Origin of the sequence: Paenibacillus lacisoli (genome assembly GCF_030580655.1) — a bacterium.
Taxonomy (GTDB): Bacteria; Bacillota; Bacilli; order Paenibacillales; family Paenibacillaceae; genus Paenibacillus; species Paenibacillus lacisoli.
The window spans coordinates 153,707-169,277 of sequence record NZ_JAUQTB010000001.1 but is presented as its reverse complement, the minus strand read 5'-3'; the positions used below and the strand labels follow the sequence as shown (position 1 = coordinate 169,277).

General features: G+C 47.8%; 15 protein-coding genes. 13 read left to right on the top strand and 2 right to left on the bottom strand.

Annotated elements, in window-relative coordinates; translation table 11 throughout:
- Positions 1–29: 29 nt before the first annotated feature.
- The 8 genes from Q5741_RS00815 (at position 30) to glnA (ending at position 9,775) form a co-directional block, all read left to right on the top strand.
- Positions 30–2,726, top strand: a complete 2,697-nt coding sequence (locus tag Q5741_RS00815; RefSeq protein ID WP_305022145.1) for a penicillin-binding protein 1A — start codon at positions 30–32, stop codon at positions 2,724–2,726.
- 134 nt (positions 2,727–2,860) lie between these two features.
- Positions 2,861–3,418 (top strand): DUF402 domain-containing protein, encoded by a 558-nt coding sequence (locus Q5741_RS00810; RefSeq protein ID WP_305022144.1) that lies wholly within the window; start codon positions 2,861–2,863, stop codon positions 3,416–3,418.
- Complete coding sequence (locus tag Q5741_RS00805; protein ID WP_305022143.1) at positions 3,418–4,050, top strand: YdcF family protein; 633 nt, start codon at positions 3,418–3,420, stop codon at positions 4,048–4,050. The genes Q5741_RS00810 and Q5741_RS00805 overlap by 1 nt, the downstream gene beginning before the upstream one ends.
- 165 nt (positions 4,051–4,215) lie before the next feature.
- Complete coding sequence (locus Q5741_RS00800; RefSeq protein WP_305022142.1) at positions 4,216–5,211, top strand: AAA family ATPase; 996 nt, start codon at positions 4,216–4,218, stop codon at positions 5,209–5,211.
- A gap of 94 nt (positions 5,212–5,305) precedes the next feature.
- Complete coding sequence (hflX, locus tag Q5741_RS00795; RefSeq protein ID WP_305022141.1) at positions 5,306–6,613, top strand: GTPase HflX; 1,308 nt, start codon at positions 5,306–5,308, stop codon at positions 6,611–6,613.
- Between the two features lie 56 nt (positions 6,614–6,669).
- Positions 6,670–7,923, top strand: a complete 1,254-nt coding sequence (locus tag Q5741_RS00790) for a methionine gamma-lyase family protein (protein ID WP_305022140.1) — start codon at positions 6,670–6,672, stop codon at positions 7,921–7,923.
- A gap of 83 nt (positions 7,924–8,006) precedes the next feature.
- Entirely contained in the window at positions 8,007–8,417 is a 411-nt protein-coding gene (locus Q5741_RS00785; RefSeq protein WP_305022700.1) for a MerR family transcriptional regulator, read from the top strand.
- Between the two features lie 29 nt (positions 8,418–8,446).
- Positions 8,447–9,775, top strand: a complete 1,329-nt coding sequence (glnA, locus tag Q5741_RS00780) for a type I glutamate--ammonia ligase (RefSeq protein WP_305022139.1) — start codon at positions 8,447–8,449, stop codon at positions 9,773–9,775.
- 183 nt (positions 9,776–9,958) lie between these two features.
- On the opposite strand, the gene Q5741_RS00775 is transcribed toward glnA, so the two are convergent.
- A complete protein-coding gene (locus tag Q5741_RS00775) occupies positions 9,959–10,468 on the bottom strand; it encodes a hypothetical protein (RefSeq protein WP_305022138.1) in 510 nt (169 codons plus the stop codon).
- 285 nt (positions 10,469–10,753) lie between these two features.
- Here Q5741_RS00775 and Q5741_RS00770 point away from each other — a divergent pair, with 285 nt between their 5' ends.
- Entirely contained in the window at positions 10,754–11,893 is a 1,140-nt protein-coding gene (locus Q5741_RS00770; protein WP_305022137.1) for a 5-methyltetrahydropteroyltriglutamate--homocysteine S-methyltransferase, read from the top strand.
- Between the two features lie 185 nt (positions 11,894–12,078).
- Here Q5741_RS00770 and lexA read toward each other — a convergent pair whose 3' ends face one another.
- On the bottom strand, positions 12,079–12,705 hold the full coding sequence (gene lexA, locus Q5741_RS00765; RefSeq protein WP_305022136.1) for a transcriptional repressor LexA: 627 nt from the start codon (positions 12,703–12,705) through the stop codon (positions 12,079–12,081).
- A 319-nt stretch (positions 12,706–13,024) separates the two neighbouring features.
- On the opposite strand from lexA, the gene Q5741_RS00760 reads away from it, so the two are divergent.
- From Q5741_RS00760 to Q5741_RS00745, 4 genes are all read left to right on the top strand, one after another.
- The gene (locus Q5741_RS00760; RefSeq protein WP_305022135.1) at positions 13,025–13,387 is read left to right on the top strand and encodes a LysM peptidoglycan-binding domain-containing protein; all 363 of its coding nucleotides are present in this window, start codon (positions 13,025–13,027) and stop codon (positions 13,385–13,387) included.
- Positions 13,388–13,659: 272 nt separating this feature from the next.
- Entirely contained in the window at positions 13,660–13,866 is a 207-nt protein-coding gene (locus tag Q5741_RS00755; RefSeq protein ID WP_305022134.1) for a DUF896 domain-containing protein, read from the top strand.
- A 202-nt stretch (positions 13,867–14,068) separates the two neighbouring features.
- Positions 14,069–14,584 carry a hypothetical protein gene (locus tag Q5741_RS00750; RefSeq protein WP_305022133.1) on the top strand — a complete coding sequence of 172 codons (516 nt, stop codon included), beginning with the start codon at positions 14,069–14,071 and terminating at the stop codon, positions 14,582–14,584.
- Between the two features lie 121 nt (positions 14,585–14,705).
- On the top strand, positions 14,706–15,500 hold the full coding sequence (locus Q5741_RS00745; protein WP_305022132.1) for an HAD family hydrolase: 795 nt from the start codon (positions 14,706–14,708) through the stop codon (positions 15,498–15,500).
- The last annotated feature ends 71 nt before the right edge of the window (positions 15,501–15,571 follow it).

Genomic DNA, 15,571 nt, shown 5'->3' with positions numbered 1-15,571 from the left:
TACTTCAACATCGAAAGGGAGTCACGGCAATGTCTAACGATTCACTGTCGAGATCTGGCAACCGCAACAATAAGCCGGGCAAAAACAAAGAAAAGCCCGCAGGCAACAAGAAAAAGAAATTAACCGGAAAGCGAGTCGCATGGATTTTATTCTTTACGATCGCGTTTGCTGTGTTCTGCGGCATTGCCGGTTATCTGTTTGTCGTCATTAACGGCGAACGGATGTACCAGGCTAACAAGGATAAAATTACAGTCAACGAAACGTCCAAGGTCTATGACCGCAATGACAAGCTGGTTGGCGAGCTTTCTGTTCAGAAGAGTGATCCGGCTACAGAGGATGAAATTCCGAAACTGCTGAAGGATGCGTTTGTAGCAACGGAGGATAAGCGTTTTTATGAGCACAAAGGTGTGGATTTGTGGTCCATCGGCCGTGCAGCTGTTAAGGACGTCGTTGCACGTTCTGCGGTAGAGGGCGGCAGTACGATTACACAGCAGCTGGCGAAAAACTTATTTCTGACGCGTGACAAGACGTTCTTCCGCAAAGCAACCGAGGTTTCGATTGCGGTAGCGCTGGACCGGAACATGAGCAAGGAAGAAATACTGACGCTTTACCTGAACCGGATCTGGTTCGGCCATTCCTACTACGGTGTCAAAGCCGCTGCAGAAGGGTATTTTGGCGTGTCGGACCTGAAGCAGTTAAAGCTGTGGCAGATTGCTACACTGGCAGCGATTCCGAAAGGGCCGTCCAAATACAATCCGGCCAGTAATCCGAATGATTCCAAGGAGCGGCGCGGGGTTGTTCTGCAGCTGATGTATGAGCAGGGCTATATCACCAAAGCACAGATGGATGAAGCCAAAGCGATCAATTATCAGTATAAGGCGCCTAAGAAGCAGCAGAAGCATCAGGCGTTCATCGACTATGTTATGGATGAGGCGGAGAGCCAATACGGACTCAGTGGAGACGACCTGAACATTGGCGGCTATAAAATTTATACAACGCTGGATGTGCAGGCTCAAACGGCAATGGAGAAAGCTTTTGCAGATGACAGCCTGTTCGAGAAGAGCAAGGACGATCAGCAGGTGCAGGCCTCTATGGTCATCATGGATCATACCAACGGCGGTCTTGTGGCATTAATGGGCGGTCGCGATTATCAGCGCGGCGGTTACAGCCGATTGAACAGCCGCCGTCAGCCAGGCTCTGCTTTCAAACCGATCGTATCCTATGCGCCAGCGCTAGACTCTGGTGAGTTCACGATGGATACACCGCTCAGTAACGAGCGCCAGAGCTTTGGCAAATACAGTCCGCGGAACCTGCATGGTTATTCCAAGACGATCAGTATGACCGACGCAATTACCAAATCGGAGAATATTCCGGCAGTATGGCTGCTGAATCAGATCGGAGTCAAGACAGGGGTCGCCTTTGCCGAGAAGCTCGGCATTAAGCTGGGGCCAGAGGATCAAAGTCTTGCCATTGCACTTGGTGGTCTCAGCCAGGGTACGAACACCCTTGAAATGGCGCAGGCATTTAGCGCTTTTGGCAACGATGGTCAGTTCCAGACCGCGTATTCGATCCGTAGAATTGATGATTCGAACGGTAAAACCCAGTTCGAGCATACCAGCGATCTCAAGCGCGTAATGAAAGAGAAAACAGCCTATGAAATGACGGAAATGATGCAAAATGTTGTGACCAGCGGTACCGGTAAAAAGGCTCAGATTGACTGGCCGGTTGCGGGTAAGACAGGTACAACACAGAGCGGCATTGAAGGCAACAGCTCGAACCGTGACGTCTGGTTTGTAGGCTATACACCGGAATGGACGGGTGCCGTCTGGATGGGATATGACAAGCCGGATAAAGACCACTTGCTGAAACGAAGCAGTTCGTTATCGGCGGCCTTCTTCGCACGGGTTATGCAGGAGGCACTTCAAGGTCATGAGGTGACCGACTTTAAAAAGCCGAAAGGCCTTGAGGAAGATGAACCGGTGAAGGAGCAGCCTCCTCAGGAGGAAGAACCTGCTGCACTGGGTACACCTGGCGGCCTGACCGGATCCTATAGTATGGATACGCAGACCGTATCGCTATCCTGGAATCCTGCTGAAGGCAGCAACGTCTTATACCGGGTCTATCGTAAGGAAAGCTCAGAGAGCTCCTTTACGCCGATTATTGACGGGGTTGCAACGACAGGTGCAGACGATCAGGCGGCAATGGCGGGGTTAACCTATGAATACTACGTCACTGCGTACTCGGGAATCACCGGGGAAGAATCGCAGCCGTCCAATACAGTTTCTGTTACCATTGACGCTGCAGAGGTAACACCTCCGCCTGAACAGCAGGAACCCGTTCCTGGGGATGTAACGACTCCGGAAGATGGAGACGGAACGTACCAAGGAACTGTTCCTCAGGATAACGGGAATAACGGTCTGGGCAACGGTGGGGATAATTCCGGTACACCGAATAGCGGTTCCGGTACGGACACCGGAACAACACCACCTGACAGTGGGAACGGCCAGAACAACGGCAGCGATACCCCGACTGGCGGATCCAGTGACACCAGCGGAGACGATCCAGCCCAAGGCGACACTACTGGACAGCAAGGTATCAGCCAGCCTGTGACGGTACCGGGAACGGTCTCACCGGAAGATGGGACCACGGACAGCGGGACAGGTACGGATGCCGGAAGCGGCAATAGAGGTAATGGTAATGGAAACGGGAACGGAAATGGAAGATAATGAAGGCTTGGACAAAGCTCCTGATCTGATCAGGAGCTTTTTTCATTTTTTATCTTAGGTGTGTGTCCTTATTTTGAAGTGAACCTCAAAAATATGGTAAGCTGTCAGTACTATGTTCGAGAGGATTTTCTTAAATGAAACGTAAATTTGGAGATCGGGCCAACTGGCGGAGAATCACCAATCGTAAATTCGTCTGCCGCTACCTGGACAACGATATGTTTACCGGTTACATCACCCTGTACACGATACTTGGGTTGAAGGAGCCGTTATGGAAAACGTATGGCGGGCACACCTTTTGTATTGCAGATAAGGGTTACTCCTGGCTCCAGTATTATCCGAAGGATGCCAATTATGTCGTAACCGCGATGTTCGATGACCGTGAACAGATTGTAGAGTGGTACATCGATACCTGCAAGCATCAAGGTATTACAGATCAGGGCGTTCCCTGGTTCGATGATCTGTATCTGGATGTCGTGGTGCTGAAGACCGGGGAAGTGTTTTTGCTCGATGAGGATGAGCTGCAGGAGGCGCTCCAGCGCAAGCATATTACCCAGCAGGATGCCGATATGGCTCACACCACCGCGGAAGGTCTGCTGCACAGCATTCGCTCTCACATGTTCCCTTATTTTCAGATGTCGTTGGAGCATCGTGCCGAGTGGTTTCACAATGGGGATTTCAGGAGAAAAGGATGATGATTAAGAGGAAAGTCCACCGGAAGAGATGGTGGCTGCGACTGGTCGCTGCCATTATGGTAATCGGACTTCTATGGCTTGGCTCGGTGCTGTGGCGAATGAATACGATGACAGATAAAGTACCGCCTCAGCCAGTAGATGTGGGTATTGTGCTTGGAGCTTCGATGTGGGGAGATCAGCCGAGTCCGGGGTTAAGGGAACGTCTCGACAAAGCTATTGAACTTTATCAAGATGGCCAATTCAAGCTTCTGATTGTGACAGGCGGCCTCGATAAACCGGGTTACCGTCTTACTGAAGCTGAAGGAATGCAGCGCTACCTGGTAGATCATGGTATCCCGGCGTCATCTATATGGTTGGAGAACGAAGCGACCAGCACTTATGAAAATTTGCTCTACAGCCAAAGGATCATGCGTAAGTACCATTTGAAAACTGCAGATATTATTACCCATGACTTTCATGGTATGCGAGCGTTGGAAATTGCACGTTTTCTGGATTATGACCAGCCGGGATTATTTCTGACCGAAACTAAAGTACTGCCTGTCTTACAGCGTCAGTCCCGTGAGGTCCTGGCCTATGGAAAGTGGAAGCTGGAGAAGTGGATGATTAACCTCGGTCTGCGGCCGGACGTCTAGGCGGATGCCGGATGAAACAGTATCCGTTTTTGCAGCTGTCTTGGTTGGTTCTAGTGAGTGAGTCTCTTGGATCTAACAGCGTGGAAATCTGCTAATAAGGCGTGACCCGCTAGAATACATTGGATACATGGAGTCAGTCCCAATTCAAGTTGAGGTGATTAATGCATGAACGGGCGAGTAATGGCTGCCGGTAACGGACCGGAAGGCCGGCCATCCAGACAGATTAATGTAGTGTTGCGCAGCCACGAACCGAATCACTCCGTCCATTCAAAGGCCGGAGAGGCGACGGCCAAGGAAGCGGAGCCCCAGGTTCATGCCAAGCAGCTTCCACAGCATGCCATGTACCAGGATATCCAGAGGGAGCTTGATCAGTTGGTAGGCCTGGATAACATCAAGGATCTGGTTTTTGAAATCTATGCCTTTCTTCAGATTGCTCAAATGCGCTCGGAGGCAGGGCTGATCAGTAACGCTCATGTCTATCATATGATTTTCAAAGGCAATCCGGGAACCGGTAAAACAACGGTCGCCCGCATTATTTCCAATATGTTCCAAAAACTTGGCGTGCTGAGCAAGGGGCATCTGATTGAAGTGGAGCGCGCTGACCTCGTAGGCGAATATATCGGCCATACCGCGCAGAAGACGAGGGATTTGGTGAAAAAGGCTTTAGGCGGTATTCTGTTCATTGATGAGGCCTACAGTCTGGCCCGCGGCGGCGAGAAAGACTTCGGTAAGGAAGCTGTGGATACACTGGTAAAAGCTATGGAGGATCACAAAAATCAGTTCATATTAATTTTAGCGGGCTATTCGGATGAAATGGATTTTTTTATGCGCACCAATCCCGGACTGCCTTCCCGCTTTCCCATCCAGATGGATTTTCCAGACTATACGGTAGACCAGTTGATTCAGATTTCTGAGTTGATGGCCAAAGAACGTGACTATACGCTGATGCCGCAGACGATTGTGAAGCTGAAGCAGCATTTGCTGCTGGAAAAGGAGCATAGCTGCCATTCTTTTAGCAATGCCCGTTATGTACGGAATGTGGTGGAGAAATCAATCCGGCATCAGGCTGTTAGACTCTTGAATCAATACACACAGGGAAATCCGGGTAAACTGGAATTGATGACCCTGCGAACGGAAGATCTGCGATTTGACAATAAGTAGCAGGTCATGATATTTTCGAGCCGTACACATAGCTGACATCAAACATACTTTTACAGTCAGCTGGATGATAACAGACACTAAAGGAGATACAATCATGGCCAATGGCATCACATATAATACCGATACGGATCTTCAGGACAAAGCAGTTCTGGTCAGTCTGATTACAGATGATGTCAAGAAGACGGGGATTGATCCGGAGTATTCCCTGCAGGAACTCGTTAAGCTTGCCGAAACGGCAGGCTCCGAGGTCCTTAGTGTGCTTACTCAAAATAGGGAAACCCGGGATACGAAATGGTTTATAGGCAAAGGTAAAGTAGAAGAACTTCGTGCAATTGCTGAAGAATTGGGGGCCAACACGGCCATATTTGACCAGGAACTGTCGGGCGCTCAGGTACGAAACCTGGAAGAAGCGCTGGATTTGAAGATTATTGACCGTACCCAGCTGATTCTGGATATATTCGCCCAGCGTGCCAAAACACGCGAAGGTATTATCCAGGTTGAGCTGGCACAGCTCTCCTACCTGCTGCCGCGGTTATCAGGGCATGGTAAAAATCTGTCCCGGCTTGGCGGCGGGATTGGTACACGCGGTCCGGGTGAGAGCAAGCTTGAGACTGACCGCCGTCACATTCGTGACCGGATCAGTGACCTGAAGCGTCAGCTTGAAGAAGTGACCCGGCACCGGAAATTGCACCGTGAACGCCGCAAGAAGAGCGGCATCGTCCAGGTTGCCTTGGTCGGCTATACGAATGCAGGCAAATCCACGCTGCTCAAACAGCTGACAGATGCCGACGTCTATATCGAAAACCAGCTGTTTGCAACACTCGATCCTACTTCCCGTACGATGGAGCTGCCAAGCGGCAAGGAAATCGTGCTGACCGATACGGTTGGTTTTATCCAGAACCTGCCCCACGACCTGATCGCAGCTTTCCGTGCTACCTTGGAGGAGGTAAATGAGTCCGATCTTATTCTTCACGTTGTGGATGCATCGTCTGATATGCGGGAAGATCAAATGAAGGTGGTACAGCAGATTCTTCAAGAGCTGGGTGCTGCAGACAAGCCTCAGATTGTTCTTTTCAACAAGAAAGACGCTTGCTCACCGGAGCAGTTGGAAATGCTTCCATCCGGCTCGGGATATCAGAAGATCAGTGCTTATAACGCTGAAGATCAGCAGCGGATTCGTGAAATTATACAGGAAGAGCTGACGGGGGACACACTCGTATTCCGTATACCTGCTTCCCGTGGAGATCTTACATCCGTTGTCTATGCTGTGGGAGATGTGGTGAGTACAGATTACGACGGCAGTGACGTGCTGTATGAAGTGCATTTGCAGAAGGGTGAGTATGAGAAATTAGCCTATCAGCTTGAGGATTATATTGAGCGTGAGGGGCAGATTGAAGACTAACAGGTACACATTTAACCACAAGCAAGCTTGAGGCATGACAGGGAGCGTATATAGAAATGATGTTGTTTGATCAAGAAATTACGGAAATTAAGAATAAAGCAGAGGAACTCATTCAAGGCCAGCTTAAAAAAATGGATGATATTGTTGATCACAATCAGTGGAAAGTCATTCAGGCGTTTCAGCGCCACCAGGTTAGCGATTTTCATTTTTCGGGATCGACCGGCTATGCCTATAATGACCGGGGGCGCGAAGTGTTGGACGAGGTATATGCGGAAGTATTCGGTGCGGAAGCGGCATTGGTACGACCGCATTTTGCTTCAGGCACCCATACGATTTCAACGGCATTGTTCGGTGTTCTCCGTCCAGGAGATGAGCTTCTCTATATTACTGGAAGACCCTATGATACCCTTCACAAAGTGATTGGCCATCAAGGGGATGGAACGGGTTCACTGGCTGATTTCGGCATTACTTATCAGGAGACAGCATTAACCAGCGAGGGCCTAGTAGACTGGGATGCTGTTGTTTCGGCTGTAGGTCCTGCAACCAAGGTCATCGGTATTCAGCGTTCCCGGGGCTACGATTGGCGCTCGTCATTTACCGTTACGCAGATTGCGGAAATGGTCTCGAGAGTAAAGGCGGTCAAGCCGGACGTGATCGTATTTGTAGACAACTGTTATGGTGAATTTACCGAAACGATCGAGCCCACTGAAGTGGGAGCAGACCTGATGGCAGGATCGCTGATTAAAAACCCGGGTGGAGGCATTGCGGAAACCGGGGGGTACATCTGCGGGAAACGTGACTATGTCGATTTGGCTGCTTATCGCCTTACCGCACCAGGAATCGGCGGAGAAGTGGGTGCTATGCTCGGGACGACCCGCGGGATTTATCAGGGATTATTTCTGGCACCGACGTTGGTGGGACAAGCGATCAAAGGGAGTATTTTTGCTGCGGCTGTATTTGAACAGATTGGATTTGAGACCAAGCCGGCTTGGCATGAGCCAAGAACAGATCTAATTCAAGCTGTATCCTTCAGCGGTCCTGAACACCTGATTGCTTTTGTGCAGGGAATACAGCGCGCTGCTGCTGTGGACAGTCATGTTACGCCGGAACCATGGGACATGCCGGGGTATGAGCATCCCGTAATTATGGCGGCAGGTACTTTCATTCAGGGTGGAAGCCTGGAATTATCAGCGGATGCACCCATACGGGAACCTTACATCGGGTACATGCAGGGCGGTTTAACCTATTCTCATGTCAAATTCGGGGTATTGATGGCGCTTCAAACCTTGAAGGAACGAAATTTACTGTGAGTTTACCTAACATATCATTGACACTTTGTATCAGGAAAATGTACAATGAGGTGAAGAATAGATCACTGGAAGGTTGATGAATGATGGGTGACGAAATTCGCAGAAATATGGCCTTATTTCCTATAGGTATCGTTATGAAGCTGACGGATCTGTCTGCACGGCAAATTCGTTATTATGAGCAGCACAACTTGATCGTGCCGGCACGTACGTCCGGGAACCAGCGTTTGTTCTCCTTTAATGACGTAGAGCGGCTGCTAGAGATCAAAGCCCTGATTGAGAAAGGCGTTAACATTGCCGGTATCAAGCAGGTGATGAACCCGGTCTCCAAGGAGTCGGAAGAAGCAACTGTAATTACGGCCGATACGGAAGTGAAACGCAGAGAGCTGTCCGATTCCCAATTGCATCGTCTTCTGAAGCAGCAGCTGGTGTCGGGCAAACGGCCAGGTCAGGTATCCCTGATTCAGGGCGAGCTGTCCCGTTTTTTTAATAAATAATAAAAGATAGATGAAAAGGAGAGGGTAATATGAGTTATACCAAAGAAGATATTCTCCGCATTGCCAAAGAGGAAAACGTTCGTTTTATCCGCCTTCAGTTCACGGATCTGCTGGGTACGATCAAAAACGTTGAGATTCCTGTAAGCCAGCTGGAGAAAGCGTTGGATAACAAAATGATGTTCGACGGATCTTCCATTGAAGGCTATGTTCGTATCGAAGAATCTGACATGTACCTGTACCCTGATCTCGATACGTGGGTTGTATTCCCGTGGGTAACTACGAATCGTGTCGCGCGTCTAATTTGTGATGTCTATATGCCTGATGGCACACCATTCGCAGGTGATCCGCGCGGCATTCTGAAGAAGATGCTGAGTGAAGCGGAAGAGATGGGTTACAGCGCAATGAACGTGGGGCCGGAACCGGAGTTTTTCCTGTTCAAAACCGACGAAAAGGGCAACCCGACCAATGAACTGAATGACCAGGGCGGTTATTTTGACCTTGCGCCAACAGACCTTGGTGAGAACTGCCGTCGTGAAATCGTATTGACTCTTGAAGAAATGGGCTTTGAAATCGAAGCTTCCCACCATGAGGTAGCTCCGGGTCAGCATGAGATTGATTTCAAATATACGGATGCTCTGAATGCTGCGGATCAGATCCAAACCTTCAAGCTGGTCGTTAAAACGATTGCCCGTCAGCATGGGCTGCATGCGACCTTTATGCCAAAACCTCTGTTCGGGGTGAACGGCTCTGGCATGCACTGTCACCAATCACTGTTCAAAGGCAGCGAGAACGCGTTCTACGATGAGAGCGACGAGCTTGGACTGAGTGAGACCGCCCGTTATTACATGGCAGGTATTCTTAAACATGCGCGTGCTATGGCGGCTATCACCAATCCGACGGTCAACTCCTACAAACGTCTCGTTCCAGGTTATGAGGCACCTTGTTATGTGGCATGGTCTGCAAGTAACCGCAGTCCGATGATCCGGATCCCGGCTTCCCGCGGATTGAGCACTCGTGTTGAAGTTCGTAACCCGGACCCTGCAGCTAACCCATATCTTGCATTGGCTGTAATGCTGAAGGCAGGTCTGGACGGTATCAAGTGTGAGCTGACACTGCCGGCGCCAATCGACCGTAATATCTACATTATGTCGGAAGAAGAGCGGGTAGAAGAAGGAATTCCGAATCTGCCATCTGATCTGAAAGAAGCACTGAGCGAGCTGCTTCGCAGTGAAGTCATTACCGAAGCACTCGGCGATCACGCATTGGCTTATTTCTATGAACTGAAAGAGATCGAGTGGGACATGTATAGAACACAAGTTCACCAATGGGAACGCGATCAATATATGACGCTTTATTAAAATTATCACTAAGCGGGGAATCCCTTGGGGCGCAAGCTCTAAGGGGTTTTTCTTTTTGTGGGCATTTCTGGGGAATTAGTTATTCAGGGCGATTTGCCCCCAAAATGCCCCCAAAGTTTCTTACATACCTTTAAAGGCTGACAGAAAAAAAGCCGCTATAAAGCGGCTCCATCTCACAGTAGTTCATCGGCCATTCGTATTGGAGGCCCAGACGGGACCTTTGCCTGAAGAATAAAGAACTACATTTCCGTCGTCCTGGACAACCAGCGAGTCTCCAATGAGTCCTGCTGGCACATTACCCTGGTAATGAGCATTGCTCCATCCCTGAGTATCTGCCCGCCAAAATGTAAAATCTTTGAATTGATCTGTTACACGAAGCAGCCCGGCAGAAAGTGTTAACAGCTGCGGTGATCTTCTGGTTGTATAGCCGGTGATAGGATCGCGCCATACATATGCTGCTCCATTTGTGCTTGTAGACCAGATCGGGTTCCCGGCATCTTTATAAAGTACGAGATTGCCGTCCGTCTGCATCACCAAATTAAACCGGCCGTTATTAGATGAAAGCATCTGGCCTTGTGATAGCGATTCACCGATGGAAAGAGAGTTCTTCGCAAAAGCGGCCGACACAACGGAGAGCTGAAGCATGAATACCGCAAGCAGAATAAAAACCGTTTTTTTGGCAGTTTTTTTCATAGATTTGGCTCCTTCTCGATCATAGATTTAAATTCTAATAGAATATAACACATAATTATATAAAAAGTAATATAATTCCATGGTTATTATTGTAAAATATTTATCAATTATGAAGAATTGATAGAGCGTATTTGTAATTTACTGTGAGTGGATGTACAGCGCTGATATCCATAGCCACTCAGGTATAGTCATTAACTATCGCCCAATATACATCTTTGGTAGAACGGTATATCTACCCTAATATGCTATATTGGACTCAACATCAAGAAATGAGGAGATTAATCGATGACTATACAAATTAAACCTAAAAGAAGAACAGTTACCCCTTACCGATACGATATTGTTGGCAGCTTCTTGCGTTCCCAGGTATTAAAAGAAGCCAGACTTCGCTGCCACAATGGTGAAATAAACGCTGAACAGCTGCGCGAGATCGAGAACGCGGAAATCGTCAAACTTGTACAAAAGCAAAAAAAGGTTGGGCTGCAAGCAGTGACGGATGGTGAATTCCGCCGTTCCTGGTGGCATCTGGACTTTTTCTGGGGTTTAGATGGCGTTGAACGGACGATTCTTGACCGTGGTTATCAGTTTAACGGAGCAGAGTCCCGGCCTGAAACAGCACGCCTTTCCGGCAAGATTACTTTCAGCAGTCATCCTTTTGTTTCTCATTTTGCCTTTTTAAAAGAAGCAGCAGGTGGGAATGTAGTGGCCCGCCAATCGATCCCTGCAGCTGCGCAATTCCTGTTTGAGCTGGACCGGGCAGAAAATCAGGAAAGTACCAAAGCGATCTATCCGGAGCGGCAGGAGCTTGTCAGAGACATTGCAATCGCTTATAAAGGGTTTATAGAAGCCTTGTATGATGCAGGATGCCGCAGCCTTCAAATGGATGATTGCACATGGGGAGCATTGTGCGATAAACAGTTCATGACCCTAATGGAGCAGGCGGGAGTGAATATAGAAGAATATGCCAATGAACTGGCAAAATTAAATGAGGAGGTAGTATCTGGTCTGCCTGATGATCTTGTAGTTACCACACATGTGTGCCGAGGGAATTACGTTTCGACTTATGCCGGTGTTGGCGGGGGATACGAGCCGATCGCGGAGACACTTTTGAGCATCGATAATTACTCGGGATATTATCTAGAGTTCGACACGGACCGAGCAGGTGATTTCAAGCCGCTTCGCTTTCTGAAGGACAATCAGCAGGTGGTGCTGGGCCTGTTCTCTTCCAAACTTGGTGAGCTAGAGAACAAAGAAGATATTCTGAAACGTATTGAGGAGGCAAAACAATACGTTGACCTGAATCGAATCTGTTTAAGCCCGCAATGCGGCTTCGCTTCTACAGAAGAAGGGAACCATCTGACAGAGGAGCAGCAATGGAGAAAGCTAGCTTTTATAAAGGAAATAGCCGAAGAAATTTGGGAGTAGCTACACATTAATCGTAAACATAGAGGCGAAAAGCTGCACGGGTAATGTATCTGTGCGGCTTTTTGTTGTGCCAGGTGAGGCACTATCAAATTTTCATTTTAGATAATTAACAATGAATCGTGTTAACAAAAATGGATAGGGCATCAGCGATAGCGCTGACATCCTATCCATTCTTAAGATGAAAATTAATGGAAGTCCCGGAAGAGGCCGACAACTTTGCCCAAAATGGTTACGTGAGTAAGACGAAGAGGTTCATAGGTCGGATTCTCTGGCTGAAGACGAATGTGGTCTTTCTCCTTGTAAAAGGTCTTGACAGTTGCTTCATCTTCCTCCGTCATCGCTACAACGATATCACCATTGTTGGCTGTCTGTTGTTGGCGAACAATAACATAATCACCGTTATTAATACCAGCCTCAATCATACTGTCACCCACAACCGACAGCATGAACACCTTGTCCTCTCCAACATACTGCTGCGGAAGTGGGAAGTAATCTTCAATATTCTCCGTCGCTGTAATCGGAACACCCGCAGTGACTTTGCCGACAACGGGAACACGTGCTACCGTGTGGCTGAACATAACTGCGTGTTCGGACTCTTCCTGCCCAAGCAGTTCGATGGCTCGCGGCTTGGTTGGATCCCGGCGGATCAGGCCTTTCTTCTCCAGGCGGTCCAAATGACCGTGTACCGTGGAGCTGGAAGCAAGTCCGACGGCTTCGCCAATCTCACGTACAGACGGCGGATAGCCCTTCAGGCGCACTTCATTGCGAATAAAGTCCAGAATGGCTGCTTGCCGGCTGGATATTTTGGACATACCTATCAACCCCATTTAGTAACGTTTGGGAAAATTATATCACAGAACCCCCGTTCGTACAAACATAAGTTCTAACTTTTGCTGCTGGAATTATCGAAAACAGGTATTTTGTTAATCACATTAATAGTTCACATCATATACAGCTTGTTAGCAATATAAGAGGAAGAAAACGCATTATTAATGGAAGAAGAGATGATTTTAGCTGAAGAGGCCGCCAAACAAATCGAACAATTGTTCTCAAAAACAGTTGAACGAAACGTGTGTTCGTGTTATATTGATCTCAGATCAGAACAAGAACAAATGTTTGGAGGTTGCTTATATGCTGAAATACAGTACATATCAAAGTATTTATAATAAGAATGAAACTTCGACACAAAGTGAACCTAAAAAAATGGTAAGCCTGAAATCGAACGGATCGTTATGCCTTAAAATTATTGCTCTGCTCATCGTTGTAGGAATTACGTGCAGTGGAGTAATCAAAGCGTTCGCAGGAAGTGCTGAACCGGTCGGATCAGGTCAGCAGATTGTCGTAGAGCAGGGTGATACGTTATGGGAAATTGCAGTAAGCCATAAACCGAAGACTATGGATACACGGGTGTATATTGAAGCTATTAAAATGGCCAGCGGTATGACAGACAGCAGTATTGAAACCGGCCAGATCCTGGTATTGCCTGAACTTTAAGCAGTATTGCATCATTCTGCAATCAATTAGAGTGGGCAGGTGGATTATCGGTTATGAGATTTGAATCTAATTGCTGTTTACTTATAATATGCTTGTAATCTAACGACCATGGCAGAGAGACCTGACCTTGGTTTTTCTTTTTCTTTATTTTTTTATTGTAGTTATTCTCCTAAAATCTCGATCCATCGCGGCAGCTGCTTCCCTTGTCTTGACAAGCTTTGACGATCATGTCAAAGTTAATGTACTCAATGATATAATGGGAGGAACACGATTTGGATATTGACAGCCTGGTAGAACGAATTAATGAACTGGCACGCAAAGCCAAAAATGAAGGATTGACTGAAGAAGAACTGGTAGAGCGCGGGAAACTGCGCGAAATTTACCTGGGCAATATCCGCCGTAACTTCCGTCAACAGCTGGATTCTATTGAGATTGTCGATGATGATCAATCATCTAATGAGTCTGGACCAAAACATTAAACCAAGCCGAATGTCATAAGGATATGTACCTTATGGCCGGCTTTTTTTCTAGGGAAGCTTGTGAAAACGTGAACATATGTTCCGGATTACATAATGCTTGCCCTGGCAGCAGCAAGAACAGCTTAACGTATTTTGCAGTATGGGAGTCTTTTGCAGTATGGGAGTCGTTTCAGGCTAATTTATGAAGTAGAGGGGAATTTTCATGGCACGTTCTTTTGAACGAAAAGTACGAAAAAATACGAATCAGCTGAATCAGCAGCGCAAAAAGCAGGGATTAAAAACGCTTGGCAATAACAGTGAGAGTGCTGACTTGTTTAGGGGTAGAAGCATTACCGCCCCCGCCCTGCTGGCATTCCTAGCCGTGTTCTACCTGCTTTTATCCTTGTTCGTAACCAAAGCGGGAATGAAACCAATGGACTGGTTTGTATTCGTGCTCTATTTGCTGCTCGGGGTCATTTTCTATTTCCGCCGTCCTTACCTTAAGGTAGGCAAGAAGACGGTATATACCCTTAAAAGTGGACGTGAACGCTCGATGAGCGCAGACATGATCAAGAGCATCAAGGTACAGCGCGGCTACATCTTTATCGAGAGTGAAGGCAAAAAGTCAAACTGGGGATTCAGCCGCACATTGAACCGTTACGATATTTCAGCAATGTCAGAGCGCCTGGAGAAATTCGCCAAGGAGAATCAGATTCCTTTTGAGCGTGAAGAAAAGTAAAACATATAGGTTTAGTTAATCTTTGTGATAAGTCTGCCCTCAGCATAGCAGCGTTCAGTTCAGAAGCCGTTAATTAAGTGAGACCACACATTTTCTTATTGAGTGAGGAGAGATGGCCGTTATGACGATTCAAGCTGTACTTTTCGATCTGGATGATACACTTTTATGGGATGAACGCAGTGTAGAAGAAGCATTCGCCGCTACCTGCCAGACAGCTTTTATCGAGACAGGTATTGATCCGGCCAGGCTGGAAGATGCAGTCCGCCGCGAAGCACGGGATTTATATGAATCCTATGAGACTTATCCGTTCACTAAAATGATTGGCATTAATCCGTTTGAGGGCTTGTGGTCTAACTTTACAGCCGGGCACCAGCCGGAATTCCGTGAATTGGAACAGCTCGCTCCTATATACCGTCAGGAGTCCTGGCGTAGGGGACTAGAGCGAGTTGGAATCCAGAATGCTGAGCTCGCCAGCCGATTGGCTGAACGATTTGCTATAGAGCGCCGTGAGCGTCCGCATGTCTATGAAGAAACATTTGAAGTGTTAAAAGAACTCAAAAAAGACTACAAACTGCTGCTGTTAACGAATGGCTGTCCGGCCCTGCAGAAAGAGAAGCTGGACGGTGTTCCGGATTTAGAGCCGTATTTTGACCATGTTGTTATCTCAGGCACCTTCGGCAAAGGGAAGCCAGATCCTTCAATTTTCGCACATGCCCTGGAACTGCTTAATGTTGCCCCGCAGGAAGCTGTCATGGTAGGTGACAAGTTATCGACCGATATTAAGGGTGCTCTGGCATCAGGTATTCACGCCATTTGGGTTAACCGCAACAGCCGCGAACTGGATGGTTCCATCCAGCCCGACTCTCATATCAAACATTTATCTGAAATTACCGGTATTATTGATTCCATTGCCTGATCACATCGACAGCCGCCTAGCCTTTAAGGTTAGGCGGTTTTGTTATGGGAAAACATATAACTCACTATAGC

Bases quoted from the DNA above. Each gene is read 5' to 3' on its own strand.
- Q5741_RS00810 (WP_305022144.1), top strand. From the start codon at position 2,861: ATGAAACGTAAATTTGGAGATCGGGCCAACTGGCGGAGAATCACCAAT.
- Q5741_RS00790 (WP_305022140.1), top strand. From the start codon at position 6,670: ATGATGTTGTTTGATCAAGAAATTACGGAAATTAAGAATAAAGCAGAG.
- lexA (WP_305022136.1), bottom strand. From the start codon at position 12,705: ATGTCCAAAATATCCAGCCGGCAAGCAGCCATTCTGGACTTTATTCGC.
- Q5741_RS00770 (WP_305022137.1), top strand. From the start codon at position 10,754: ATGACTATACAAATTAAACCTAAAAGAAGAACAGTTACCCCTTACCGA.
- glnA (WP_305022139.1), top strand. From the start codon at position 8,447: ATGAGTTATACCAAAGAAGATATTCTCCGCATTGCCAAAGAGGAAAAC.
- Q5741_RS00750 (WP_305022133.1), top strand. From the start codon at position 14,069: ATGGCACGTTCTTTTGAACGAAAAGTACGAAAAAATACGAATCAGCTG.
- Q5741_RS00785 (WP_305022700.1), top strand. From the start codon at position 8,007: ATGGGTGACGAAATTCGCAGAAATATGGCCTTATTTCCTATAGGTATC.
- Q5741_RS00760 (WP_305022135.1), top strand. From the start codon at position 13,025: ATGCTGAAATACAGTACATATCAAAGTATTTATAATAAGAATGAAACT.
- Q5741_RS00745 (WP_305022132.1), top strand. From the start codon at position 14,706: ATGACGATTCAAGCTGTACTTTTCGATCTGGATGATACACTTTTATGG.
- hflX (WP_305022141.1), top strand. From the start codon at position 5,306: ATGGCCAATGGCATCACATATAATACCGATACGGATCTTCAGGACAAA.
- Q5741_RS00815 (WP_305022145.1), top strand. From the start codon at position 30: ATGTCTAACGATTCACTGTCGAGATCTGGCAACCGCAACAATAAGCCG.
- Q5741_RS00775 (WP_305022138.1), bottom strand. From the start codon at position 10,468: ATGAAAAAAACTGCCAAAAAAACGGTTTTTATTCTGCTTGCGGTATTC.
- Q5741_RS00800 (WP_305022142.1), top strand. From the start codon at position 4,216: ATGAACGGGCGAGTAATGGCTGCCGGTAACGGACCGGAAGGCCGGCCA.
- Q5741_RS00805 (WP_305022143.1), top strand. From the start codon at position 3,418: ATGATTAAGAGGAAAGTCCACCGGAAGAGATGGTGGCTGCGACTGGTC.